We start from the raw sequence: 25,311 nt of genomic DNA on the forward strand, positions 1-25,311 counted from the left end.
CTCGTTTTCGGAAAAAGGCCGTGCGGGTGGCAGCCTGGCGCCGCCACCCGCACCGCGTCGTTACAGGCTCATGCGCGCCGTCAGGCGGATCGTGCGGCCATAATCGGTGTAGCCGCCGAACCAGTTGTTGGCCACGAACTGGCGCTGCTTGGCATTGGTGATGTTGATGCCCTGCAGCGAGACCTTGATATGGTCGTTCGCCTTGATGCTGACGCTGGCATCGAGGCTGCCGAAGGCGCTGTCGTTGATCGAGAGATTGTCGTTGGTCCCCACCGACTGCAGCACCTTGCCGCGCCAGCTATAGCTGACCCAGGCCTCGAAGGGGCCGTTCTCATAGAACCCGGTGAGGTTGTAGCTGTGCCGCGCGATATTGGCGAGGTCGTCCTTCAGGGTGTCGCTGTAGCTCGCCCTGGAATCGGTGAGCGTGTAGTTCGCCTGAAGGCCCAGGCCGTCCAGCGGCGCCGGCAGGAAGGTCAGCTTGTGCTGGAACGCCAGCTCCAGGCCCTTCACCGAAGCATTGCCGCCATTGGTGGGCGCGGTGAGCATGTAGGTCTGGCCGTCCACCACGAAGTCGGAGACCTGGTTGTACACGAACGTGCCGATGTCCTTGTAGAACAGGCTGGCGCTGATCACGCTGCCCGGCGCGAAGTAGTATTCGAGGCCGGCGTCGTACTGCCAGGCCTGGAAGCGCTGGAGTTCGGGGTTGCCGCCGCTCGCTTCCAGGATCGTGCCCGAGGAGTTCAGCGTCAGACGCGGGGCCAGGTCCGAAAGCGAGGGCCGGGTGATGACCTTGGCCACGGCGAAGCGCGCGATCAGGCCGTTCGCCGGCTCGATGACGAGGTTGGCCGAGGGCAGGAAGTCGTCGTAAGTGGACGTGAAGCTGACCGGGTTTGCGGCCGTGCCGTTATCGGCGTAGCCTTCCGAGGTCTGCCGGGTATGGGCATAGCGCAAGCCGAAGTTGCCGCGCACCGGCATCGTGCCCAGCATGGAATCGAAGTCCGCCATGGCGAAGGCCGACGTGATTTCCTCACCGATGCGGTAGGAGTTGCGCAAGTCCGAGCGGCTGGGCGTCGAGGATTCCAGGGCGCTCTTGTTGCTGTCGTTCCAGAACGGATCGGGGTCGGGCTGGACCCAGGTGGTCGGCAGCGAGCCGCTGGTTCCCGACAGGAAGTCGCCATAAGGGAAACGGTTGAAATACGTGCCGTCGAAATACTGGCCCGCCAGCGAGGTGAGGTTCACGTCGCGCCGGTCGTAATCGCGGCTGCGGTCGCGATACTTGGCGCCGAACGAGATCCGCGTCACCGGCCCGAATTCGACCGGGCGCTCGGTGGAAAGGCCGAAGGCATGTTCGGTGTCCACCGAACGCACGTCGCGCCATTCGACGCGGCGGAAGGGAAGCTGGCCCGGATCGTCGAGATCGGCTTCGAGGAAGTCCACGCTGGGCACGTTGGTGCCGGTGGCCTTGGGCATCGTCACGGCAACGAGGCCGACCGGCCCGAGCAGGCGGGTGCGGGTGATCGGGGCGCTCGTCTCGCTGACCGCGCGGGTGAGGTATGCGGTCGGATGGAAGGTCCATGCACCGGCCCGCACATCGCCGCTGAGGCCGAGGAACCAGTTCTGGTGCCGCATGTCGGAAACTTCGCGCCCGATCTGCGTGGTGCCCTCGCTCGTCGCGCTCACCAGCGCGCCGTCCTCGATCACCGCCGTGCCGGGGACGATCGAATCCACGTCGATGTCGGCCGAATAGGTCAGTTCGTCGTAGTGGTCGTCGAGGCGGGTGTAGAAGCCTTCGAGCGTCAGGTTGACGGCATCGCTGGGCGCGAACTGGACGGCGGCGTTCACCGCGTAGCGCTGGCGGTCTTCCTCCTCCAGCGTCGGGCGCACGGCGGAAGGCGCGATGATCGGGCCGCTGTCCGCCACGCCGTCGCCGTCAGTGTCGATGCCGTCCGGCAGCGACTGCCAGCCCACGCCGGTGATGCGGTCCTGCCGCAAGGTGCGCTGCGCGTAGGAACCGGCCAGCAGCAGGCCCAGCGTCTCGCTGTCGTTCTTCCAGCTGACGAGGCCCGAGACGTTCGGATCCACCTTGTCCGCCTTCTCGACGTAGCTGGCCGTCGCGGTGCCGATCACCGTCCCGGCCTTGAGGTCGAGCGGCTTGAACGTGCGGATGTTGACGATGCCGCCGATCGCGCCCTCTTCCAGGTCGGCCGACGGGCTCTTCACCACGTCCACGCCCGAGATCAGTTCCGAAGGGATGGTGTCGAAGCGGAACTGACGGCCGCTCTGGCCGCTGTCGCGCACGTTCTCGTTCACGGCGATCGACTGGCCGTTGAGCAGGGTGACCTGGAAGTTCGGGCCGAGGCCGCGCACCTTGACGAACAGGCCCTCGCCGCGATCCCGCTCGATGGTGACGCCGGGCAGGCGCTGAAGCGATTCCGCTATGTTCTGGTTGGGGAACTGCGCGATGTCGACGGCCTCGATGGAGTCGACGACATTGTTCGCCTTGCGCTTGCGGTCCAGCGCGCCGGCGATCGAGGCCGAGTACGTGCCCTGGACCAGGATTTCATGGCCCTCGCCGCCGGCCTCGGCGGTGGCCACGGGCGCAGGTGCCGCCGCCACCGCCGTCAGCGCCACCTGTGTGCGCGCGGCAACGGATGGGCGGTAGAGGATCGCGGTATCGCCCGAATAGCGGACCGAAAGGCCGGTGCCGTCCAGAAGCTTGCGCAAGGCGGCTTCGGCGCTGCTGCGGCCGGCCAGCGCCGGCGCGCTGCGGCCGCGCACCAGGTCCGGGCGGAACACGATCTCGATCCCGGTCTGGCGCGAGAGGTTGCGCAGCGCAGAGGACAACGGCTGTGCCGCCAGGTTCACCTCGTGAAGCTGATTGGCCGGTGACTGGGCATAGGCCTCTACGGCATTGGCCGGCACCGCGAACAAAGCACACGACACGAGAAAAGCGGAACGGAAATTCTTGAACACAGGCCCTCCAGAAACCGGGAAATGGTGTCTTCCAACGGACGACAAGACATTTCCCGAAGAAGAACCCGGACAATGTTTTTTATTAAAGTTTCAAGTAGTTATTATTACATTTCAATTACAGTGACAGTTTTATTTCAATATGACCCCGTCATTTCGCGATGCGATATCCCTCAGCGGTACGGCTGGCATGGAAGCCGTAGACCGGCCCCAGCTTGGCCAGCAACTGTTCGGGCTGGGTGATGCGGAAGCGGCCGGAGACCTGCACTTGCGCCAGTTCCGGATCGACGGTGATTTGGGTTCCGGTGCGCTGCTCGATCAGCTGCGCCAGGGCGCCCAGCGAAACGCTCGCCTCGTCCACCCAGCCGCCGCGCCAGTCCTGCTCCGTGCCGGGATCGAAACGGCCGATCGTCACGTCGCGCCCCACGGTGACGCGGGTACCGCGCCGCACGCGCATGGTGGAGGCATCGGCGGCAGGCGCGCGGATTTCCACGATGCCGTCGAAAACGTCCACCCGCGTATCGGCAGGCATCTCGCGGATCAGGAACCGGGTCCCGACGACGCGAACACCGGCGCGGTCGGTGGCGATCAGGAAGGGGCGCGCCGTGTCGTGAGCGACTTCGAAAAGCGCCTCGCCTTTCGTCAGGGCGAAATGCCGGGCGTCCCTGGCGAAGCGGACGTTCGCCTCGCTGCCACCCGCCATTTCGACGCGGGTGCCATCCGGAAGCTGGACCAGCAGGCGTTCGCCGTTCTGGGTCTTCAGCGTCATTCCATCGGCAAGGCGCGCATCTTCCCCCGTGGAGGGCGTGCGGCCGAAGGGGTCGATCAGGCTGGCAAGACCGATCACCAGCAGGATCGCCGCAGAGGCCGCCACCAGTTTCGGGGCCGCACCGCGGATCAGCGCTTCGTGCAGCCAGCGCCCGCCCTGCGCCAGCGCTTCCTTCCACCGTGCGCCGCGCGGTTCGGGGACGTAGCGCGGCACCAGACGCATGGCGGCAACGAGGTCGTCGTCGGCATAGAGGCTGTCGGCCAGCATATATTCCAGTTCGTGCGCCGGGCTGCGCGCCAACCAGTCCCGCAAGTCCATGCGCTCCGCTTCGCGCATGCGGCCGGTGTGTTCGCGTGCCACCCACCACGCCGCCTGCGCCCGGATTTCGTCCAGCCGCTCTTCGTAGCTGCGAAAGGCTCCGATCCGGATCACCATGGCCGTTCGCCCTCGATCATGTGCTTGTCCTGATAGGCCCGCAGCGAGGCAAGGGCCCGAACGACGTGTTTCTCGACCGCGGCGGCAGAGAGGCTGAGCGCCTGGCCGATCTCCTGGTAGGACTGGTTTTCCAGCCGCCTGCGGATCAGCACCTCGCGCCGCAGGGGCGGCAGCGTTTCCAGCGCCCGGCGGAATTGCTGCAGACGGTCGCTGTCGAGCGCGGCGCGCTCCTGCGAGGGCTGCTCATCCACGAAATCGTCGGCGAAATCGTCGACCAGGCCCGCGACCATGCGGCTTTCGCGCCGCTGGTGGTTGATCAGGAGGTTGACGGCGATCTTGAACAGCAACCCGCGCGCATTGCGCACTTTCTCTCGCTGCTGGAACTCCACCAGCCGCACGATCGCATCCTGCGCGATGTCGTCCGCCAAGATCAGGTTGCCGGATTTGCGCGCCAGGAAAGCCACCAGGGCGGCGCGCTCGGAGGAATCTATCTCGAACGAGGCAGGCTGGACCGTCATTGCGGCGGCAGGATTCCGACCCGCCCGACGGTCGGAATGCACGGACAGGTCATGCTCAAATCAACTCCTGCGAAACCGGCGGCGCCGATGGCCCTGACGATAGACAATTCGAAACCCCCAACCCGGACAGCCGCCACACCGTTTGTTGCCCGGTGTTTGTGGTCCATCGTTCGTGGCCCATCGCTTGTGGCCCATCGTTTATGGACGGGTGCTCGTCGCGGTTCGAAAATCCGCCTCTCAGGACGCGGAATATGTCGTGTGCATGGCAATTGGGCCGGAAAGGCAGGAAAGATCGGGTGCGGCCGCCCCGCTCAACGGTCCCGGGCGATTACTGCGGCCCCGCGCACCGGAAGCTGGCGGCGCGCTTCGGGTCTCCGCTGCCAAGGTAGCGTGCAGCCTCGGGATAAGGGCAGAGCGGGCGCTCTGCCGCGACTTTGCCGTTTTCGCGCTTGATCGAGAGGATCGCGCCGGGGGCCGTGCCCGTGTCGAGCCAGCGTTCCAGCGCGGAGAGCATGTCGTGCTCGGGCGCCCGGTCCAGCCCCTCGCCGCCGGTGGCGCCGAACAGGTCGGGGCCGGTGCCGCCCACGCAGTGGTCCATGCCCGGCACCATGTAGAGCCGCAGGAAGTCCGACACCGCGCCCATCCGCGCCGTCACCGCGTCGAAATAGCCGGTGGTCGACTGCGCCAGCACCAGCGGATCGGCCCAGCCCTGGTACATCAGCAGCTTGCCGCCCCGCGCGCGAAAGGCGGTGAGATCGGGATTGTCGGCATGGAGGTTCATCACCCGGTCGATGGCGGGCAGATCGTCGGCAATGCGGAAGGTGGCGGCATCCCAGGTCCGGTCGCGATGAACCCCGTCTCCGAACAGCGACACTGCCAGATAGGGAGGCCCCGGCGTGAACGGCTCGGGCAGCGGCGTGGCGCTGACGGGAACGCAGGGCAGGATGCCGGAATCGATGCGCTGGCCGTTCTCGTCGTGAAGCGGACCATAGATCCGCCGGGCGAATGCGATCTGCGCGGCGCTGAGGCACGCGCCGGAGCCGGGGCGGCAGAGCAGTTCGCCCAGGTCGAAACGGCAGGCGGCCGGGTTCGAGACGAGACCGTCCCTGACGCCGTCGTCGCCATCGCACCGGGCGGCGCCCCTGCGGGCCACGAGCGTCCAGTCGGCCGCGGACATCAGCCCGGCATGGCGGCGGTGCTCGATCATCTCCCACATGCGCCGCGCGCTCATGGCCGGGGTGTTGACGCCGGGTGCGCCGGCCAGGATGCCGTCGTAGTCGCCGGGATAGCGCTGCGCCTCGGTCATGGCCTGGCGGCCCCCGCCCGAACAGCCGGAGAAGATCGCGCGGCGCACCGGCTTTTCGTAGAAGGCGGCGATCGCCGCCTTGGCCTTCACGGCCAGCAGGTGATTGGCGCGCTCCGCATAGTTCGCCGCGCGCTGCGGATCGCCCAGCAGCCAGTGCGGGTCGCTTGCCTTGTGGCCGGTGTCAGTGCTGGCGGCGGCATAGCCGCGCGACACGCCGCGTGCCAGTTCCCGGTAGTTGAAGCTGCCCGCCTGCCCGCCGACGCCGCCGGTCAGGAGATGGCCGTTCCACGCCCGCTTCACCGGCAGCCACAGCTCGAAGCCGATCTCCTTCTCGATCACGCCTTCGATCCGGCAGAACCCGGCCTCAACTTTCGGCGCGCGGGCATCGGGAGAGGCAAAGCCGCTCCCCGCCGCGACCGGGGTGGCCCGCGTGATCCGCAAGTCCGGCACCGCGATCCGGGCCGCACCGTCGCAGGCTCCACCCGCCTCTACCGGCCCCGCGCCCAGCGACAAGGCCGCGAGCAGCGCCAGCAAGGTCATCTCAGCCTCCCTTTGCGGGGATCACGGGAAGGGCGACCGAGGAGGCATGGGCCCGGTCGAAATAGACGGTGATGCGCGGCGGGGTGGCAATGTCGCGCGCGCGCTCGCGGTGGTCCGAACCGGTGACGGTGATCTGCATGCGGTGGCCCTTCCGGAACACCCAGGAAGTGGGCATCATGTCGAAGTGCAGGCGAACGGCCTCGCCCGGCTTCAGCGGCTGGGCGTCTTCCTTGTAGGCGCGGTGCCAGGGCACGCCGGCCGGCATCTTCCAGGGCGACGGCGCCTCCTTGCGCAGCGAGGCCTTCAGCCGCCCTTCGGTAACGACATGCACCGCACCGTCCGATCCTACGTCTTCCAGATAGGCGAAGACATTGGCGTCGGGCTGGTCGGCCGAGATCCAGAGGTCGGCGATGGCATTGCCGGTCACCTCGGTATCCGCCGGAAGCACGGCGCCCGCCATGCTCACCCCGTTGCCCGCGACATGGCAGGGCTGCACTTGCGATCCGGAACCGGCATCGGGGCACTTCACGTCGTAGTTGGCGGTGAAAGTCACCGGCTTGCCCCGCCCCGCTGCGGCCGAGAGTTTCGCGCCGTCGAGGAAGAAGGCGCGCATCTGCGTCTGCCTGAGCGGCCAGTCCGTCGTCGCCCGCCACTCGGTGCCGGGGGCGGCGTTGACGGTGAAGTAGTGGATCGGCGCGTCCTTCTCCACGCCGGTGTCGATGCCCTTCAGATAGCGATCGTAGAAGCGGTGCATCTCTTCGAGCAGCGCGAAATCGTCGCTGTTACAATGCTTCCACGGGCCGATGACGACGCGCGATCCGGGAATATTGGCATGGGCGATGAAGGCCTGGTCGCGCAGTTCGTCATTCCACCCGCCCTGGATGTAGAGCGGCACCCCGCCGAGACGGATCTGGTCGGCATAGCTGGACGCGCTGCCTTCCGCCCAGAACCGGCTGGCGACCAGAGACGACCAGCTGTCGCGATAGGGAAGCTGCTTCCACATGTCGTAGAGCGGCGTGGAAAGCTGGTGCTCCTCGGCGGCCTGGCGCAGGATCACCTTGTTCTCGTCCCCATCGACGGGCGAGACCTTCATGTCGTCCTCGATCGTGCGCGTCGGGCCGGTGCCCCACTGCGCGAAGATGCCGCCGCGGCGGAAGGCATCGTACTTGTTCCAGGAGAAGCAGCCCGCGAAAACCGCCTTGAGGGCGGGCGGACGCATGGTCATGACATGCATCGCCGCATCGCCGGTGTTCGAGCAGCCGTAGACCCCCACCTTGCCGTCCGACCAGGGCTGCGACGCCAGCCACTGCGTCATGTCGAAGGCGTCCTGCGCCTCGTTGCGATCGTGATAGCCGCGACGCACGCCGGTGGACTGGCCGTTCCCCCGCCGCGCCACCTGCACCACGACATAGCCGTAGCGGGTGAGTTCCTGGATGCGGCGATAGTCGCTCACCCGCTCGCCCGCCCCGTCGGCGGTCTGCTGCGAGATCGACAGCGTGTGGTGCCAGATCACCGGGAAACGGCCGTCGACCGGCTGGCCGTTCCTGGTCGGGCGGTCCACCCGGATCGCCAGCTTCACCCCGTCGCGCATCTCCACATAGCGCGAGGAGGACGCCATGCCGTCATACGTGGCGGCGGGCTGGTAATGGCCGAAGCTGCTCTGCGGGGCCTGGGCATGCGCCGTCCCGGTCGAGAGGGCTGCCATGACGAGAGAGGGGGCGAAAAGAGATGCGGACAGCGGCTTCATCATTTCAGACGTACTCTCGAATGGAAACACACAGGATCAGGCACGGGGAGCAGGCGTATCACTGCACCGGGAACTGGGCCTCGGCATCGCGGCGGGCCTTGGCCTTGAGCGCGGCGGCATCCTCGGGCAGCAGCCAGCGCTGCTTCACCATGGCGTCGACTTGCGTATCGTAGCGGCGGACGAAAGCCTGCGCCGAGCCGTATCGGGCCTTGAGCGTCGCGGCGTCGAGGTTGGTCCGCACGAAGATCGGGCGACCCTTGGCAGGCGTGCAGGCAGGCAGGTCAGTGCCCTTGTAGGGGCCGTAGGAGGCCAGCGGCACCTTGAACTCCGCCACCGGAAGCCCCCCCACCGGATTGCCCGTGGCATCGCGGCGGATCTTGTCGCCGTCCCACGCCAGCAGCGGCGCGTGCGGCGGCGCAACGCCCTTGTCCGCCCATTGCCGCAAGTTCTCCACCGCCGCGCGCGCCAGTGCGCCATGAGGGACGTCGCTGATCGGCAGGCGGCAGGTGTTGAGCGCGTCCTCCCCCTTCACGCCCGCCAGCGGATAGCCCTTGGCCGCCAGCTGCAGGAAATTCGGGCGCTTCTCGCGCGGTGGATTGCCGTCGATCATGCTGGCGCTGTGGACCACCGCGCCGAGTTGGTAGATCCGGTGCGCCCCCACTCTGGCGTCGCTGTCGGGCGTCTGCGGTCCGGGGCCGGTGCCCACCTCGAACTCGGACATGAATTCGATCACCGGCACGTCGATCGGCTTCAGGCTGCGGCGCGGATCGTCGTTGCGGGTCTGCGCTTCCTCGCTGTTGAGCGGGATATAGCCGCCGCCATTCCAGCGCGAGGATATGCCGATCAGGTAGCCGTCGAACACCGGCCTGCCGTTCGGCAGGCGCGCGCGGTCATGGAAGCCTTCGTTGATGAAGGTCCGCTGGACGCTGCCGGTGAAAGACCAGCCGCCCACCAGCATGCGCCGAACCTTCAACCCGCGCAAAGGGTTCTCCGCGCGGTCGCTCCGCAGCAGGGCGCCGATATCCGCCATGACCTGATAGCGGATGCCGTCCTCCTTCGGCCACTGGATCGCGCCGTAGCGCTGGGGCTCGAACCACTGGAGCACCTGGCTCTGCGCGGTCGGCACCGGTCCCTTGGCCGAAATCACGCGCGAGGGTGCATCGTCGCCCAGCCCCGCCGCCACGTAGATGTCGCCATGCGCCATCATGTAGCCGGACATCGCCACCCAGTGCGACGTGCCGCCCTGGGAGGGGTGGATCGGCTCGAAATGCACAACGCCGCTGAACTTCGCGGGATCCTTCGGGCGCCGCACGATGATGCGGGTGCCATAGGGAATGTCCTTGGCCAGCACCGCCAGCGCGCCCGAGGGATCGCGCCGGTAGGCATCGGCCGTGCCGTGGAGGAAGTATTCCTCCTCGACATAGCCCGCCGCGGCCAGGTCTACGGCCGGTACCGCGCCCGGCACCCAAGCCGTGTTGTAGACCTGGCTGTCCGCCGTGACGGGGATCGGGCCGTCGACCTTGTCGATCCCCGCCCAGGCCGGGACCGAGGCCGTGAGCGCCCCGGCCAGGATCATCATCGGGCCGCACACCGCCCGGCGCATCGGACCCGGCATCAGAACGTCTTGCTCAGCGAGAGGGAGACCATGCGGCCGATAGCACTGGTGGTCTGCGGATCGAAGCCGCCGCCGCCGCCGTTGGAGGTCGGCGCAAGGTCCACGAACGGCGGGTCGCGGTCGAACAGGTTCTGCACGTCCAGCCCGATCTTCACGCCCTCGGTGCCGGGAATGCCGGTGCCCTCCAGATCGTAGGACAAGCGCAGATCCACGGTGGTGTAGGACTTGATGCGCTCGACCGGGGTGACATACGTGTTGTTGTAGCCGTTCTGCCAGGCCACCACCACGCTGCCGTCGAACCCGCCCTTGGACCAGCCGGCGATGCCGCGTGCCCGCCACTTGAGCGGATAGTCGATATTGTTGGCCTGATCGATCACCGGGCTGTCGGGCGTGATGCCGACCTTGTAGGTGAAGAAGTGCGTGCCCCGCAGCGAGAAGCGGAAATCGCCCGCGCTCTCGGTCGGGATCGGCACCGAAAGCCCGAAGTCGAGACCGCGCGTGATCGTGGTGCCCAGGTTGCTGGGGCGCCCGTCGATGAAGACCCCGGCCGCCTGCGCATTGGCCGCCGTGCCGCCGTTGACGTTGAGACCCGAGGCCACCAGATCCGCGATGCGGGACTGTGCCGCCGCGCCCCGCGTGATGATCGAGCCGAACAGGTTCTCCTGACGCAGCACGTTCAGGTTCGACAGATAGCCGTTGATCTGCCCTTCGTAGACGATGTCGAAATAGTTCAGGCTGAACACGGCGCGCGGCAGGAAGGCCGGCGAATATTCGCCGCCGAACGACCAGGTCCGCGCCGTCTCGGGCTTCAGATCGGTATTGCCGCCCGAAAGCGCCACGCCCTGCACCGTGGTGCCAACGGTGGGGTCGTAGTAGTTCTGGATATAGAGCTGGGTGCCGCCGGCACTCACCAGCTGCGTGAGCAAGGGCGCGCGGAAGGATTCGCCGTAGCTGCCGTGCAGCTTCAGGTCCGCCACCGGTTCCCAGTTGATGCCGATCTTGGGGTTCTTGGTGGTGCCCACGTCGCTGTACTTGTCGATACGGCCGGCCACGTCGAGCTGCAGGCTGTGGAAGCCCGGGATGGCATTGCCCGGTCCGAAGATCGGTACCAGCACTTCGGCATAGGCCGACTTCACGTTGCGCGAGAGGCGGAGGTCAGTGCCGGTCTGCGCTTCCAGCCGTCCGCGAAGCTGCCCCGTGCGCAATTTGAGCTGGTAATATTCCGCGCCGATGGCCAGCTTCACGTCACCGCCGGGCAGCGTGAACAGGGTGCCGTCCAGCTTCGCCTCCGCCGCCTTCATGCGGCTGATGCCCTGCGTGGTGCTGACGTTGTTCATGATCGCGGCGATCACGTCGGGATCGTTGACCGAAGTGCCGAAGGGATTGAAGGCGGTGGCCGGGTTGCTGCTGGCCAGAGCGGCGGCCAGGGCGGCGGAATCCGTCTGGCTGCCCTGAGTGAACACCCTGTCCTTGTTCCAGCCGTAGCTGCCGTAGGCGTCCAGCTGCCAGTCTCCGAACAGGTCCGCGGTGATCCCCGCCGTGCCCTGGATCGTCTTGGAGGTGATGTCCGAGGTCGAATAGGGGCCGTAGTCGTTGACGAAGGAATACTGCACGATCTCGCTGGCGGGGCTGGTTCCGGCAGGGGCCACGAAGAAGGCGTTGCTGCGCGGCACGTTCAGGTTCTGCGCGGCCACTTGTCCCCGCCGCACGGCATCGCGCCGAGAGGCATAGACATCGGCGTAGAAGCGGATCCCGTCCGTGATGTCCTGGTCGAAGTTGATGGTGCCCGCGTTGATCTCCTGCTGCGGCACCAGATCGATGGCCTTCAGGTTGTCGCACTTGTTGCTGGTGCCCGCGACGAGGCCGCCCGGCGTCGCGCCGCCCGCGGGGATCGCGTAGCTGCGGCCGCCGGTCACGATATTGCCCGGCGCGCACTGGGTCACGCGGTAGTCCGCACCCCCGCGCGCGGTCAGGTCGGCGCCGTAGAAGTCGCGGTCCTGGCCGCTCAGGTTGCTGCGATACGTGTGCTGGAAGGTTGCGGTGACCTGGCCGGTCGACCACTTGTGGCCGGCGATCATGCCGATCTGGCTTTCCAGGTAGTGATCCGCGACGCCGTGCTGGACCTCGATCTGCGCGCCTTCGTAGTTCCGGCGCAGGATCAGGTTGGCAACGCCCGCCACCGCGTCAGAACCGTAGACCGCCGAGGCACCGTCCGCGATCACTTCCACGCGCTCGAGCGCCAGGGTGGGGATGGTGGAGGGGTCGATCGTGGCCCCGGTCGTGCCTTGCGGCACCGCGCGGCGGCCGTTGATGAGCGTCAGCGTGGCATAAGGGCCGATGCCGCGCAGATTGATGGAGTTGCCATAGACCACGTTGCCCGCGCCGCCCGCACCGCTGCGGCTGGTATCGGAAACGCCGTAATTGGTGATCTGCGGGGTTTCCTGAAGCACCTTGATCGTGGTGGTCGCCGCCGACTGCTCGATCTCCGCGCGGCCCACGGCAACCAGCGGGGAACCGACCGGCGCGGCCCCCCGAATGCTGGTGCCGGTGACGATGATTTCCTGGATCGTCGGCGCTTCGGCTTCCTCTGCCTGCGGCTGCGGAGCCGCATCCTGGGCCCAGGCCGGCGTCGCCACGAGCGCGAAAACGGCCATGGCCCGACGCGAAACCAGGCGGGAAACGGGGTGACGCAAGGTAATGCGCGACATGTATTGACCTCCCAACCCGGCAGCACCGGGCATTTATCGTTTCGGCGATCTCACCGGCGCGAAGGGAGCAACAGCAGGGTGCCCGACCGGGCACGACACGACCTCTCCACCCGTCGCAGCGGCGTTATCGCCGTCCGCAGGCACTCCTTGGCGCCATCGACAACACAATGATGGGGCTAGATCGTGGAGATTGTCAACTATCTTTTGAGAGGACGGTATTGTTTTTATTTATAGCGATATCCCCGGCTCGTCATAAGCCAGATACATACGGTCCAGCAGCTCGCGCAGAAGCGCCAGTTCGGCCTTTGTCAGCTGATGCAGAACGGCATCTTCCGTTTCCGCCAGGATCCCGAACAGTTCGTCCAGATAAGTCTTGCCGGCCTCGGTCACGAACAGCGCATGGCGGCGGCGGTCGGTGGGCGAACGTTCGCGCACGGCCAGTTCGCGCTTCTCCAGCTCGTCCACGATCTGCACCGTGATCGACTTGTCCAGGCCCACCGCCTTGGAGAGTTCGTTCTGCGAAATCCCCGGATTCGCCGCCACGATCGAAAGCGAGGAGAACAGGCCCGAACGCATGTTTCGATCCGCCGTCGCCGCGGCGAAATCCCGCGAGAGCTGGTTCTGGATTCGCCGCAGGCGAAAGCCGATGAATTCGTCGAGCCGGCCGAGCTTGATGCCCGAATCCGCTGCTTGCGCCTCTGCCCGCTTGCTGCCGCCGCGCGTCACTGTTCCGTCCCTGCCTTAATCTGGTTTAGTGTAGTTGACAGATAGTTGAATTTCTCTACCATCATGCCGATCGCGTTATTAGACGGTTGAACCGCAGGGCTGTCAATAAGGCGGCCTTCAGGAGAGGAAGATGCAGAACGACCTGGACACAGGCGAGGAATCGCCTCCGGCGCTCGAAAAGCCCGAAGCGGAAAGCGCCGCGACACGCGCGGCCTATCTCGTCGGCGGCACCGGCCTGTTCGTGGCCATGGCCACCGACGCCATTGCCGTACTGGGCCGCCACACCGGATTCACCCTGCTGGGCTCGATCGAAGTGGTCCAGACCTGCATCGTTCTCATCGCCTCATCGGCCATGATCTTCGCGACGCTCAAAGGCTCCCATGCCGCCGTCCACATCCTTACCGAGCGCCTGAGCGCCCCCACCGTCCAGCGCCTGGCCCGCGTCGCCTCGGCGCTGTCCGCGGCCCTGTTCCTGGTCCTGGCGGCAGGCTGCCTCTGGCTCGTCGCCGACCTCTGGAACGGTCATGAGAGGACCGAGTTGCTGCACATCCCGATCACCCCGCTGCGCCTCCTTCAGATCGCCGCGCTGGCCTTCGTCGCCCTGCTGTTCCTGCGCAACGCCCTTCGCAGGAGCGCACGATGAGCCCCGAAATGATCGGACTTCTCGGCATTGCCGCGCTTCTGGCCCTGCTGGCGGCCGGCGTGCCCATCGGCGTGGGCCTTGCAGGCGTGGGCCTGCTCGGCCTGGCCGTGCTGATCTCGCCCGAGGCGGCCGTGATCAAGGGCGGCGTCGTCGCTTTCGAAACCGTGATGAAGTATGAACTGGGCGTCCTGCCGCTGTTCCTGCTCATGGCGCACTTGTGCTTCGCGGCGGGCGCCAGCCGGGACTTCTTCGACGTCGCCGCGCGCTTCGTCGGGCACCGCAAGGGCGGATTGGCGCTCGCCTCCATCGCCGGATGCGCAGGCTTCGGCGCGATCAGCGGCTCCAGCCTCGCCACCGTCGCCACCGTGGGCGCGGCCGCCCTGCCGGAAATGCGCCGCGCCAAGTACCAGCCCGGCTTCGCCGCCGGTGCGCTGGCCGCGGGCGGCACCCTGGGATCGCTGGTTCCCCCTTCGGGCGCGTTGATCGTCTTCGGCATCATCGCCGAGCAGTCGATCGGCAAGCTCTTCGCCGCCTCGATCATTCCCGGCCTGACCCAGGCGCTGTTCTACATGATAACGATCAGCGTCCTGTGCCACCTCAACCCCTTGCTCGGCCCCAAGTCCGAGCGCGTGGGCTGGCGCGACCGCCTGATCGGCATCGGCCGCATCGTCGACGTCATCGCGCTGGTGGTGTTCGTGATCGGCGGGCTGATGATCGGCTGGTTCACCCCCACCGAGGCGGCCTCCGTGGGCGTGGTCGCGGCGCTTGGCCTCTGCGCCCTGCGCGGCGCCTTCAACCGCCAGGCCATCGGCAGCGCCGTGGCATCCACCCTGCGCACCTCGGGCATGATCTACGTCGTCATCATCGGCGCCATTCTGTTCGCGACCTTCATCAGCACCACCGGCATCGCCGACGTCATGTCCGCCTGGGTGCGCGACATGCACGCCAGCCCGGTTCTCGCGATCATCGCCATGGCCCTGCTGCTGCTGCTGCTCGGCTCGTTCCTGGACGGTCTGGCGCTGATGCTGCTGACTACCCCGATCTTCCTGCCGATCGCGCAGGAACTGGGCTACAGCGCGATCTGGTTCGGCATCTTCCTGACGCGCACGATGGAGATCGGCTTCGTCCATCCTCCGCTCGGCCTCAACGTCTACGTCATCCAGGGCATCGCCAAGGACATCCCGCTTTCCGCGATCTTCAGAGGCATCCTGCCGTTCCTGCTCGCGGACTTCCTCCATCTCGCCCTCATCATCGCGGTGCCCGCGCTGACCCTGTGGCTGCCCAGCGTGACGGGAGGCTGATCCGATGCGTCCAAAGTTCCTTTTCGCCGCCGCGGCCCTGGCGCTTTCCGGCTCCCTTACCGGCTGCGGAGCGGCGCCGGCTCCGCAAGGCCAGGCGCAGGCCGAATATACGCTGACATATGCCAGCCCCTATCCGCCCAGCCATCCTTTCAGCCGGGCCGACCAGGAATGGATGGCCCAGGTCGAGAAGGCCAGCCAGGGCCGGCTCGCCTTCCGGCCCTACTGGTCCGGCGCGCTGCTCTCCAGCGACATGAGCATGGAGGAGATCCGCCACGGCGTTGCCGACATCGGCCTGATAACGCCGATCTACGCCAAGGGCGGCGCGCATCTGCTGCGGGTCCAGTCGGGCTTCTACGGCGGCGTGCGCGACATCGGCGAGCAGATCGCGGTCTACGATTGCCTGGCCGCCCGCTTCCCCGGCTTCGGCAGGGAATTGCACGGCCTCCACGTCCTGGCGGTGCAAGGCGGCAACTTCCCCGGCGTGCTCACCCGGACGCGGCCGATCCGCCACCTCGAAGACTTCCGGGGCCTGCGCCTGCGCGCCCAGAGCGACGCGGTGGACGTGCTCAAGCAACTGGGCGCCGATCCCGTCAACATGCCCATGAGCGAGGTCTATTCGGCGCTGGCCAAGGGGGTGATCGACGGTGTCGTCGCCCCGGCCGACACGATCAAGAGCCTGCACTTCTCGGAAGTGGCCAAGCACTTCACCTCGATCCGCTTCAGCCGCGGCGCCTATCCGGCCCGCGCCGTGTCCGACCAGGCCTGGCGCCGCCTGCCGCCCGACTTGCAGCGTTTGCTGATCGCTTCGCGCAAGGACTGGGAAGCCGCGCTCAACCGCGAACTGATCGCGGCCGAAGCGGCCGGCATCGCCTTCGGCAAGACTGACGGCGTCGATTTCTCTCCCCTCCCCGCCGGCGAGCAAGCGCGCTTCGACCGGCTCTACAACGCCGACGCCTTCGGCCAGGCCCAACGCCTGTCGCAAGTCGGCATCGACGGCGTGCCCGTGTTCCGGGCCGCCCAGCAACTCATCACCACCGGCACCGCCCATCAATGCGCGCCGACGGAGGACCGCCCATGACCACTACCGAACGTCCGCTTGAGGGCCTGCGCGTCATCGACCTTACCCGCGCCCTGGCCGGCCCCTATGCCACGCTCCTGCTGGCCGGCCTCGGCGCCGAAGTCATCAAGATCGAGGACCCGCGCGGCGGCGACCTGGCCCGCGAGAACAGCCCTTACGTGGGCCGCGACGGCATCGTCGTGGAACGCCGGCACGAGGACGACGTCTCCGTGTCCCACCTCACCCGCGCCCGCGGCAAATACGGTGTCGCGCTGGATTTCAAGAAGCCCGGCTCGCAGGAGGTCTTCCGCGACCTCGTGCGCTCGGCCGACATCGTCGTCGAGAACTTCACCGCCGGCACCGCCGACCGCCTGGGCATCGGCTATGAAGTGGCGCGCGCCGAGAACCCCGGCGTGATCTACTGCTCGCTCAGCGGCTTCGGCGCCACGGCGGCGGACGGCAAGGCGATGGACATCATCATCCAGGCCCTGTCCGGCGCGATGTTCGCCAGCGGCGGGCATGACGAGCCGCCCGTGCGCATCGGCATTCCCATTGCCGACATGCTCGCCCCCGTCTTCGCGGTGATCGGCATTCTTTCCGCGCTGGAGCAGCGCCACCGCACCGGCACCGGCCAGCACATCGACGTATCCATGCTGGGCGCCCTCACCAGCTTCGTCGCGATCGAGAACTGGTCGGCCATGGCCGCGGCGGGCATGCAGGCCCGCACCGGGCTCACCGTGCAGCGGCTCTCGCCCTTCGGCGTCTTCGAATGCGCGGACGGCTATGTCGCCGTGGTCGCCGTGCATGAAAAGCTGGCGCAAGGCCTGTTCCGCGCCATGGGCGAGCCGGCGCTCTCGGCCGACCCGCGCTTTGCCAACCGGGATTCGCGCGTTGCCAATGCCGCGGTGCTGGAAGCCCGCATCAACGCCTGGTCGCGCAGCCTGCCGACGGCCGAAGTCGTCGCCCTGCTCGAAGCCGAAGGCGTGCCCGTGGCGCCGGTGCGCCACCCGGAAGACGCCCTGGTCGATCCGCGCGTGGTCGCCCGCGCCGAGACGATGGAAGTCCATCACCCCAGCTACGACACGCATATCGACTTGCGCACCGCGGGTATTCCCATCGTCTTTTCAGGCGCGCGCACCGGTTTCGACGATGTGCTTCCCGTGCGCGTCGGCGAACATGCCGAGACGATCCTGACCGGCCATCTCGGCTACTCGGCGGAAAAGATCGCCGATCTGCGCGCCGCCGGAGTTATCTGAGGTGCCGGCCAGCAGCGCTCTCGACACGATCGCCGCCGCCTATCGCGACGCGGAAGGCGTGGCAGCCCGCCTGCGCGCGGAAGGGCGCGCCGTGCTTCGCGTGATCGGCAGCGATGCGCCCCTGCCGCTCCTGCGCGCGGCGGGTTTCGCGCCGGTCCGCATGGCGCCGCGTCCGGAGATGGCAACGCCGCGCGCCGATGCCCTGCTTGGCCCATCGACCGGCCGCCGCCGCGCGCATCACCTGGTGGAACTGCTGCTGGACCCTGCCATGGTCGACCCGGTGCTGTTCACCCGCGCCGATGCCGAGCAGGCGCAAGTCTTCTCCGCCATCCGCGAGAACGCGCGCCTGCAAGGGCTGGGACTGGGCGTGCCGGGGCCGCGCAAGGCGACGCTGCTGGATCTGCTGCACATCGATCGCCCCTCCAGCCGCCGCTATAACGAGACGCGCCTCGCACAATTGCGCGAATGGCTGACGGCCGAAGGCGGCCGCGCCTTCACCGATGAGGACCTTGCGCGCGAGGCCGACACGGCCGACGCCGTGAACGCCCTCCTGCGCGATCTCGACGCGCTGCGGCCGCGCTTCTCCGGTACGCAGATGCTGCAATGCCTGGGCGCCGCCGCCATTCTCCCGCCGGAGGAACTGCTGCCCCTGCTGCGCCTCCTGCGCGACGAAAGCGCCTCCCTTCCGGAAGCGACCGGCCGGCCCGTGCTCCTCGCCGGCTCGCCCCAGGAGACGGACCTGCATTACGCGGCGATCGAAGCCGAGGGCCTGCGCATCGTCGGAGAGGTGCAGGACTGGGGCATGACGCGCGCCGCCCTCCCCGCCCCGCGCACGATGGCCGAGTGGACCGACCCCGCTTACGCCGTGCCGGTCGCCGCCGCCCAGAGCGCCGCTCTGGCGCAGCAGGCGCTCGAAATGGCCGGCCGCCGCGGTATCGAACGCATCCTGCACCTGACCGTGGACGGCGACGAAGCCGCCCCCTGGACCCTGGCCGCGCTCCGCAGCGCGCTGCCTTCCCATGAGATCCTCGCGCTCCAGAGCGCTCTGGGCGACACCGGCGAGCTGGCCCTGTCCCTGCGCGGGGAAGAGCCGCCGCGCCCTGCCGCTCCCAAGCCGCAAACGGCGCCATCGGCACCGCGCCTGCGCAGCCGCAAGGTCCTGCAGGCATCGGCGTCCTCGGGCGACTATCAGCGCGCGTGGTTCGCCTCCGTGCGCAAGCAGGTCGCGCAAGGCTCACCCTTCGCGGTGGTCAACGCCAATGCCCCGCAGGAAATCCTGCGCGCGCTGGGCGTGCCGTTCGTGGTCAACCAATGGTGGGCCTCGATCGTCGCCGCCAAGCAGCAGAGCGGGCGCTATCGCGGCCTCCTGCGCGGCCGCAACTACCCTACCGACGCCGAAGCCTACAGCGCCCAGGGCCTGGCCGCCGCGCTGGACCATGACGCCGAACAGGCGCCATGGGGCGGGCTACCGCGGCCGGACTTCGTGCAGGCCATCGCTTCGAGCGACGCCACGCCCGGCATCTTCGAGGCATGGGCCGGGGAAAGCGGCGCCGCGCCCTACCTCTACGAGCGCACGGTGGACCCGCGGTGGGAGATCGAAACCCGCTGGTGGGACGCCCTTCCGCACCGCTGGGACGAAGTGCTGGAGCCGGCGCGGCTCGACCTTCTGGTGAGCGAACTGCGCGACGTGATCGCTGCCGTGGAGAAGCGCACCGGCCATCCTTTCGACGAGGCCCGCTTCGTCGAGGTGATGAACCTCGTCAACGAGCAGGAAGAATATTACCGCAAGACGCGCGACCTGATCGCCCGCACCGTGCCCGCTCCCATCGGCCTCGTCGATTCCATGCCGGCGACGATGGTGCCGCAGTGGCATCGCGGCACCGAATGGGCGCGCGATGCCGCCAGGGCGCTCTACGAGGAAGTCGCCGCGCGCGCCGCCGAGGGCCTTGGCGCGGTAACCGACGAGAAGGTTCGCCTCATGTGGGTCGGCCGGGGCCTCTGGAGCAATACCGCGTTCTATCAGAAGTGGGAGGACAGCCACGGGGCGGTCTTCGTCTGGTCCATGTACCTTTCGCTGGCGGCGGACGGCTATATCCGCAGCTTCGATGCGGACGGAACGGGCGGGCGCGATCCCCTGCGCGCGCTGGCCGCCCGTTTCCTCACGATGGGAGACGAACTGCGCATGCCGAGCTGGGCCGCGCCCTGGCATGTCCACGAGGCCGAGACCCACGGCGTCCACGGGGCCGTGGCCCTGAGCGACGCCGATCCCTTCGTGCTGCGCGCCCTTGCCGCCGCCGGGATCCCGGTGCTGGAACTGGGCGTGGACAACTTTGCGCTGGACCGCGCGGACGGCGCGGACCTCGAAGCCCGCATCGCCGCTTTCATCGAAGGCCCCTGCATGCAGATGGCCGAAGCCCGCCGGAAGGCAGTGGCATGACGGCGCTTGGCGGGCTGACGGTCCTGGACTTCTCGCGCTTCCTGCCCGGCGCCTATTTCGGCTGGCTGGCGGGCGACATGGGGGCGGACGTCATCCGCATCGAGCACCCCCGCGAGCTGGCCAAGGCGAAGACGATGTTCGGCGCCGGTGCGGACGAGGACGCGGAGACCCTGCGCCGCGCCCGGCCGACTTATACCCGCAACAAGCGCTCGCTGCTGCTCAACCCCGGCCATCCCGAGGCCGCGCCGGTCATCCATGCCCTGGTCGAGCGGGCGGATGTGCTGCTGGAGGACTATCGCCCCGGCGTGATGGCCGCGATGGGCCTCGGCTACGAGGCGCTGGCGGCGATCAATCCGCGCCTGGTCTACTGCTCGGTGTCCTTCGCCGGGCAGACGGGACCGATGGCAGGCCGGGCCGGGCACGATCCCGCCGCCCTGGCACTCGCCGGCGCGCTGTCCCGCCTCAACGGCACGCCCGTGCCCACTTTGCCGGGCGCACAAGTCGCCGATGTGCTGGCAGGTGCCCATGCCGCCATTGCCGTGCTCACCGCGCTCCAGGCCCGCCATGCCAGCGGCAAGGGCCAGCATGTCGACGTGGCCATGACCGAAGCCGCCATGCCGCTGCTGATGGTCGCGCTCGGCCGCGCCGAGGACCCTGCCGCCATCGGCTTTCCCACCGGCGCCTGGCATCCCAAGGGCGGCGTCTGGCTCTGCGGCGACGGTGAGTGGCTCTGCACCACCGACATGGAGCCGCGCTACTGGGCGCGCTTCTGCGAGGCCGTGGGCCGCCCGCACTATGCGGCGCGCCAGTTCGACACCGCCGCCCATCCGGCCATGCAGGAAGACCTTGCCGCCCTGTTCGCCGCGCAGCCCCGCGCGCACTGGCTCAGCCTGCTGGAAGCGGCCGACACCCAGGCCATGCCCGTGCTCACCCCGGGGGAAGCACTGCGCCACCCCCACGCCGAAGCGCGCGGCATGCATGTGACTCTGCCCACGCCGGCCGGCACTGTCGAGCAGATCGGCACGCCCTTCCACCTTTCCGATCATCCACCGGTCGCACACCGCCCCGCGCCCCTGCCGGGCGCGGACAATGCCGCGATCCTCGCCGAACTCGGCTTCGATGCCGCGGCATTGGAGGCGACCGGCCTGTTTTCCAGCGGCGCGGGAGCCAGCCGATGAACGCGCTCGACGGCATCAGGGTGGTCGACCTCACGCACGCCATTTCCGGTCCGACCTGCACCAATGCGCTGGTCCAGATGGGCGCCGAGGTCGTGAAAGTGGAGCCGCCGCATGTGGGCGACGGCTTCCGCCACTATACGGAGCATGCGGGCGAGCCGCTGCTCAGCGTTCCCTTCGCCTCGATCAACGCCGGCAAGCGCTCGATCGCGCTGGACCTCAAGACCGATGGCGCCCGGGCCGCCTTGTGGAAGCTGGTGGAGCAGGCCGACTTCCTGGTCGAGAACTACCGCCCCGGCGTGCTGGCGCGGCTCGGCTTCCCGGTCGAGGAACTGCGCCGCCGCAATCCGCGCCTCATCGTGATCTCGATCACCGGCTTCGGCCAGAGCGGCCCGCTGGCCCAGTGGGGCGCTTACGACCATATCGCGCAGGCCATTTCCGGCATTGCCGCGCTGGGTGCCGTGGACGGTGAACCGCGCAAGATCGGCCTGCCGATCATCGACAGTTTCACCGGCTATATCGCCGTGATCGCCGCCCTGGCCGCCATGCGCCGCCGCGACGCCACCGGCGAGGGCGAACATGTCGACGTGGCCATGCTCGACGCGGCGCTCAAGCTGGCGAACCAGACCGTCTCGGTGCACAGCTATACCGGGCAGACGCCCGGCGGCACCGGCAACCGGGGCTTTCGCATGGTGCCCACGTCCGAGTTCTATCCCACCGCCGATGGCTGGATCGCGCTCGGCGCCAACAACCAGGCCCAGGTCGAGGCGCTGCTGCGGGTGCTGGGCGAAGAAGCCATGCTTGCCGACTCGCGCATGGCCGACCACGCCGCGCGCGTGGCGAATTACGATTTCGTGCGGAACTGGCTGGAGCAGGCACTTTCCCGCTGGGGCGCAGAAGACCTCGAAGCGCGCCTCACCGCCGCGAAAGTGCCCGCGGCGATGATCCGCGAGGTCGGCCAGATCGTGCAGCATCCGCACATCGCCCAGCGCGGCTCGCTGCAGGCGGTGGACCTGCCCGGCCACGACCGGCCGCTGGCAACGATGGGGCCGGGCTTCGCCACCGATCCGCTCGCCGCGCGGCGCGTGCCGGTGCTCGGTGCCGACGGGGAGGCCGTGCTGGCCGAACTGGGGTACGACGCGGCCGCCATCGCCGCCTTGCGCCACGAAGGAGCACTGGCATGAGCCGCCCGATCGATCTCCTGTTCCTCGGCGACATCATCCTCGACGTTCCCGATCCCGACCACTGGCTTTCGGGCATCGCCGAAGTGACCCGCGCGGCCGACCTGGTCATCGGCCATCTCGAAGTCCCGCACACCCTGCGCGGCGAGGAGCTGGAAGGCGACGTTCCCGCCCCTGGCGCCGAACCCGCGCATCTGGCGGCGCTGGCGCGCGCCAACATCGGCATGCTGTCGATGGCGGGCAATCATATCGCGGATTGCGGCGCGATCGGCATTGCCGACACCATCGCCGAACTCGATCGCCTCGGCATCGCCCATGCCGGTGCCGACGCGAACCTCGCCCTTGCCCGCAGGCCTGCCGTCATCGCGCGCGAGGGGCGGCGGATCGCGCTGCTCAGCTACAACTGCGTCGGCCCGGAAATCAGCTGGGCCACTGAGAGCCGGGCGGGCAGCGCCTATGTTAACGTCCTCGCCGCCGACGGCGGCCCCTCGCGCCCGCAGGCCGAACTCGTCGCCGCCGATCCCGCGTCAGTGGCGCAGATGCAGGCGGACATCGCGGCGGCAAGGCTTGAAGCAGACATCCTCGTGGTGGCTCTTCACAAGGGCATCACTCACCGCCCCGCCGCGCTCGCACCTTACGAGCGCCCGCTGGCCCATGCCGCCATCGAGGCGGGCGCCGACATCGTGGTCGGCCATCACGCCCACATCGCGCGCGGCATCGAGTTCCATCGCGGCCGGCCGATCTTCCACGGCCTTGGCAACGGCTGCGTCGTCACGCATGCGCTCACCCCGGCGCAGGACCATCCGGCCCGCGCGGAATGGGCGGAGCGGCGCAAGAAGATGTTCGGGTTCGAGCCCGATCCGGCCTATCCGCTGGCCCCGTTCCATCCCGAGGCGGTCAACGGGTTGATCGGGCGCTGCCGCATCCATGCCGGCGGCAGGGTGGAGACCGGCTTCCTCCCCATTTGGTTCGCGCCGCCGGGCCGCCCGATCGTTCCGGAGGGTGCCCGAAAGGACGCCGTTGCCGCCTATATCGATCGGATCGGCCTTGCGGCGGGGCTGCCGCCGCTTAAAATCCTGGAAGAGAACGGCTGGATCCACCTCGGCTCATTCGCGTCTGACGCGCCACCAGCGCGGTAGATCGCGGCGGGGCTGGCACGGCAGCACCGTATACCGTCATCGATTTGACACCGGCGAGAAATAGGAGGGCGGCCACCTCATCACCTCAAGCTGGTTTCCCGTGCCCGTCATCCGCCCGATCGATATCTGGTTTGCAGACGAAGTCTTTCCCCACGAAGACCGTTTCCTCGCCGCTGCCCTGCGCATTTCGGGCTCGCGCGAGGAAGCCGAGGACCTCGTGCAGGAAGCCTTCGCCCGTCTGTTCACGCTGGAAGGCTGGGCCGCGATCGACAACCCGCGCGCCTATGTCGTGCGCATGCTGCGCCATATCGCCATCGAACGCCTGCGGCGCCAGCGCATCGTCGATTTCCGCCAGCTTGCCGATGCCGACCATCTCACCCTGGCCGACGAGACGCCCGACCAGCACCGGATCGCGGCCGGACGGGAAGGCCTGCGCCGCGTCTCCGACCTGATCGCCAGCCTGCCCGAGCGCTGCCGCACGGTCTTCGTCCGCCGCAGGATCGAGGGCGAATCCTCGAAAGCCATCGCACAGGACCTGGGCATCAGCCTCTCGACTTACGAGAAGCGACTGGCCCGCGCCATCGAACTGCTCTCCCGCGCCCATCTCGGCGGCGAGACCGAGACGGCCGGCGACGGTGCCGAGACCTGCGACGCGCAAGGCAAGCGCTGAAGCGAAACCCGAAAAAAAGATCGGAGCGGCTTGGCGGGTTTGACTTCGCCGTTCGTCTGCTATTCCGGCCTTCGAAATTACCGCATCCGGAAAAATGAGCATCTTCAACGATCAACGGCATAGGCGCCGCAAGGCAACCCGCGAAGCGGCGGGCTGGCTCGCGCGCCACGAAGCCGGCACGATCGACGAAGCGCGCTTCGAGGCGTGGCGCGCCGCACATCCCGGAAACGCCATAGCCTTTGCCCGCGCCCTGTCGGTATGGCGCGCTGCCGAGACGCCCTCTTCCGCCCTGCCGCAGGCGCAGCCTCTCGCGGCCGCGGGCCTCTCCCGTCGCCGTGCCCTGGGCGCATTCGGCGGCATGGGGCTGGTCGGCCTGCTCGCGGCGGGCGGGGTCGCCACGCGCGCTTATGCCTGGGACAGCGCCCGCTCCGGTATCGGGGAATGCCGGCGCCTGATCCTGCCTGACGGCAGCCGCGCCATGCTCAACACCGACAGCCTCCTGCAATGGCGTTTTTCCGACACCGAGCGCAGCCTCTGGATCGCCCGCGGCGAAGTGGCGCTGGAACTGGTTCCCGGCATTCCCGCCCGCGTCCATGGCCAGGGCCTGACCGCCGCGCTCTCCACCGGCCGCTTCAACGTGCGGCTCCAGACCGGCGCGATGGACGTGACGGTGCTGACCGGTCGCGCCGCCGCCTCCACCTCCGCTCCCTCCAGCGCCATCGGGAGCCCGCGCCCCGCAGAGGTCGCCGCGCCGAACGAAGGGCTGCTGCTCTCCGCAGCGGATCCCTCGGTCCGCCCGGCCAGCCCTCAGCACATGGCCGCGACGGTCGCCTGGCAGCAGGGCGAGATCGTGTTCGACAACGAGCCGCTGCAAACCGCGGTGCAGGAATACAACCGCTACCTGCCCGGCAAGATCGTGATCGCCGATCCGGACCTCACCGGCATTCCCGTGGGCGGCCGCTTCACCTCCACCGATCCGGCGGCTTTCCTTTCGGCACTTGAGCTGGGGCTGGATATCCGCGCGACACCGCATGAAGGCGGCTTCATTCTGACCCGCTGAAAATTTTTTAACCGGCCCTTGGCGGTTCCGAGAGGCCGGATCGTCTGGAAGGGCAGAG

Annotated in this window: 18 protein-coding genes; 10 read left to right on the plus strand and 8 right to left on the minus strand. The window is 68.1% G+C overall.

The window, feature by feature from the left end:
• Positions 1–60: 60 nt before the first annotated feature.
• From AB4Z00_RS05210 to AB4Z00_RS05245, 8 genes are all read right to left on the minus strand, one after another.
• Positions 61–2,973, minus strand: a complete 2,913-nt coding sequence (locus tag AB4Z00_RS05210) for a TonB-dependent receptor (protein ID WP_442045198.1) — start codon at positions 2,971–2,973, stop codon at positions 61–63.
• Between the two features lie 148 nt (positions 2,974–3,121).
• Positions 3,122–4,174: a FecR family protein gene (locus AB4Z00_RS05215; protein ID WP_442045199.1), complete on the minus strand. Its 1,053-nt coding sequence runs from the start codon at positions 4,172–4,174 to the stop codon at positions 3,122–3,124.
• Positions 4,168–4,692, minus strand: a complete 525-nt coding sequence (locus AB4Z00_RS05220) for an RNA polymerase sigma factor (protein ID WP_314468999.1) — start codon at positions 4,690–4,692, stop codon at positions 4,168–4,170. Before AB4Z00_RS05220 ends, AB4Z00_RS05215 begins: the two co-directional genes overlap by 7 nt.
• Positions 4,693–5,020: 328 nt before the next feature.
• On the minus strand, positions 5,021–6,538 hold the full coding sequence (locus AB4Z00_RS05225; protein WP_442045200.1) for a tannase/feruloyl esterase family alpha/beta hydrolase: 1,518 nt from the start codon (positions 6,536–6,538) through the stop codon (positions 5,021–5,023).
• A 1-nt stretch (position 6,539) separates the two neighbouring features.
• Positions 6,540–8,288, minus strand: a complete 1,749-nt coding sequence (locus tag AB4Z00_RS05230) for a CocE/NonD family hydrolase (protein WP_442045201.1) — start codon at positions 8,286–8,288, stop codon at positions 6,540–6,542.
• Between the two features lie 55 nt (positions 8,289–8,343).
• Positions 8,344–9,900, minus strand: coding sequence for an alpha/beta hydrolase domain-containing protein (locus tag AB4Z00_RS05235; protein WP_442045202.1), 1,557 nt, complete (start codon positions 9,898–9,900; stop codon positions 8,344–8,346).
• The gene (locus AB4Z00_RS05240) at positions 9,900–12,608 is read right to left on the minus strand and encodes a TonB-dependent receptor domain-containing protein (RefSeq protein ID WP_442045203.1); all 2,709 of its coding nucleotides are present in this window, start codon (positions 12,606–12,608) and stop codon (positions 9,900–9,902) included. The genes AB4Z00_RS05235 and AB4Z00_RS05240 overlap by 1 nt, the downstream gene beginning before the upstream one ends.
• A gap of 228 nt (positions 12,609–12,836) precedes the next feature.
• Positions 12,837–13,334, minus strand: coding sequence for a MarR family winged helix-turn-helix transcriptional regulator (locus AB4Z00_RS05245; protein ID WP_132267272.1), 498 nt, complete (start codon positions 13,332–13,334; stop codon positions 12,837–12,839).
• A gap of 130 nt (positions 13,335–13,464) precedes the next feature.
• Here AB4Z00_RS05245 and AB4Z00_RS05250 point away from each other — a divergent pair, with 130 nt between their 5' ends.
• The 10 genes from AB4Z00_RS05250 (at position 13,465) to AB4Z00_RS05295 (ending at position 25,253) form a co-directional block, all read left to right on the plus strand.
• A complete protein-coding gene (locus tag AB4Z00_RS05250; protein ID WP_134093535.1) occupies positions 13,465–13,977 on the plus strand; it encodes a TRAP transporter small permease in 513 nt (170 codons plus the stop codon).
• Positions 13,974–15,278 (plus strand): TRAP transporter large permease, encoded by a 1,305-nt coding sequence (locus AB4Z00_RS05255; protein ID WP_243654293.1) that lies wholly within the window; start codon positions 13,974–13,976, stop codon positions 15,276–15,278. The genes AB4Z00_RS05250 and AB4Z00_RS05255 overlap by 4 nt, the downstream gene beginning before the upstream one ends.
• Positions 15,279–15,282: 4 nt before the next feature.
• Positions 15,283–16,356 (plus strand): TRAP transporter substrate-binding protein DctP, encoded by a 1,074-nt coding sequence (gene dctP, locus AB4Z00_RS05260; RefSeq protein WP_442045204.1) that lies wholly within the window; start codon positions 15,283–15,285, stop codon positions 16,354–16,356.
• Entirely contained in the window at positions 16,353–17,591 is a 1,239-nt protein-coding gene (locus AB4Z00_RS05265; RefSeq protein ID WP_134093533.1) for a CaiB/BaiF CoA transferase family protein, read from the plus strand. Before dctP ends, AB4Z00_RS05265 begins: the two co-directional genes overlap by 4 nt.
• 1 nt (position 17,592) lies before the next feature.
• Positions 17,593–20,028 (plus strand): 2-hydroxyacyl-CoA dehydratase, encoded by a 2,436-nt coding sequence (locus tag AB4Z00_RS05270; protein WP_442045205.1) that lies wholly within the window; start codon positions 17,593–17,595, stop codon positions 20,026–20,028.
• Positions 20,025–21,206 carry a CaiB/BaiF CoA transferase family protein gene (locus tag AB4Z00_RS05275; RefSeq protein WP_442045206.1) on the plus strand — a complete coding sequence of 394 codons (1,182 nt, stop codon included), beginning with the start codon at positions 20,025–20,027 and terminating at the stop codon, positions 21,204–21,206. Before AB4Z00_RS05270 ends, AB4Z00_RS05275 begins: the two co-directional genes overlap by 4 nt.
• On the plus strand, positions 21,203–22,387 hold the full coding sequence (locus tag AB4Z00_RS05280) for a CaiB/BaiF CoA transferase family protein (RefSeq protein WP_442045207.1): 1,185 nt from the start codon (positions 21,203–21,205) through the stop codon (positions 22,385–22,387). The genes AB4Z00_RS05275 and AB4Z00_RS05280 overlap by 4 nt, the downstream gene beginning before the upstream one ends.
• Positions 22,384–23,523: a CapA family protein gene (locus AB4Z00_RS05285; protein WP_442045208.1), complete on the plus strand. Its 1,140-nt coding sequence runs from the start codon at positions 22,384–22,386 to the stop codon at positions 23,521–23,523. Before AB4Z00_RS05280 ends, AB4Z00_RS05285 begins: the two co-directional genes overlap by 4 nt.
• A 100-nt stretch (positions 23,524–23,623) precedes the next feature.
• Positions 23,624–24,193, plus strand: coding sequence for an RNA polymerase sigma factor (locus tag AB4Z00_RS05290; RefSeq protein WP_442045209.1), 570 nt, complete (start codon positions 23,624–23,626; stop codon positions 24,191–24,193).
• A gap of 94 nt (positions 24,194–24,287) precedes the next feature.
• Complete coding sequence (locus AB4Z00_RS05295) at positions 24,288–25,253, plus strand: FecR family protein (protein ID WP_442045210.1); 966 nt, start codon at positions 24,288–24,290, stop codon at positions 25,251–25,253.
• The last annotated feature ends 58 nt before the right edge of the window (positions 25,254–25,311 follow it).

This window comes from Novosphingobium sp. YAF33, from assembly GCF_052113265.1.
GTDB lineage: Bacteria > Pseudomonadota > Alphaproteobacteria > Sphingomonadales > Sphingomonadaceae > Novosphingobium.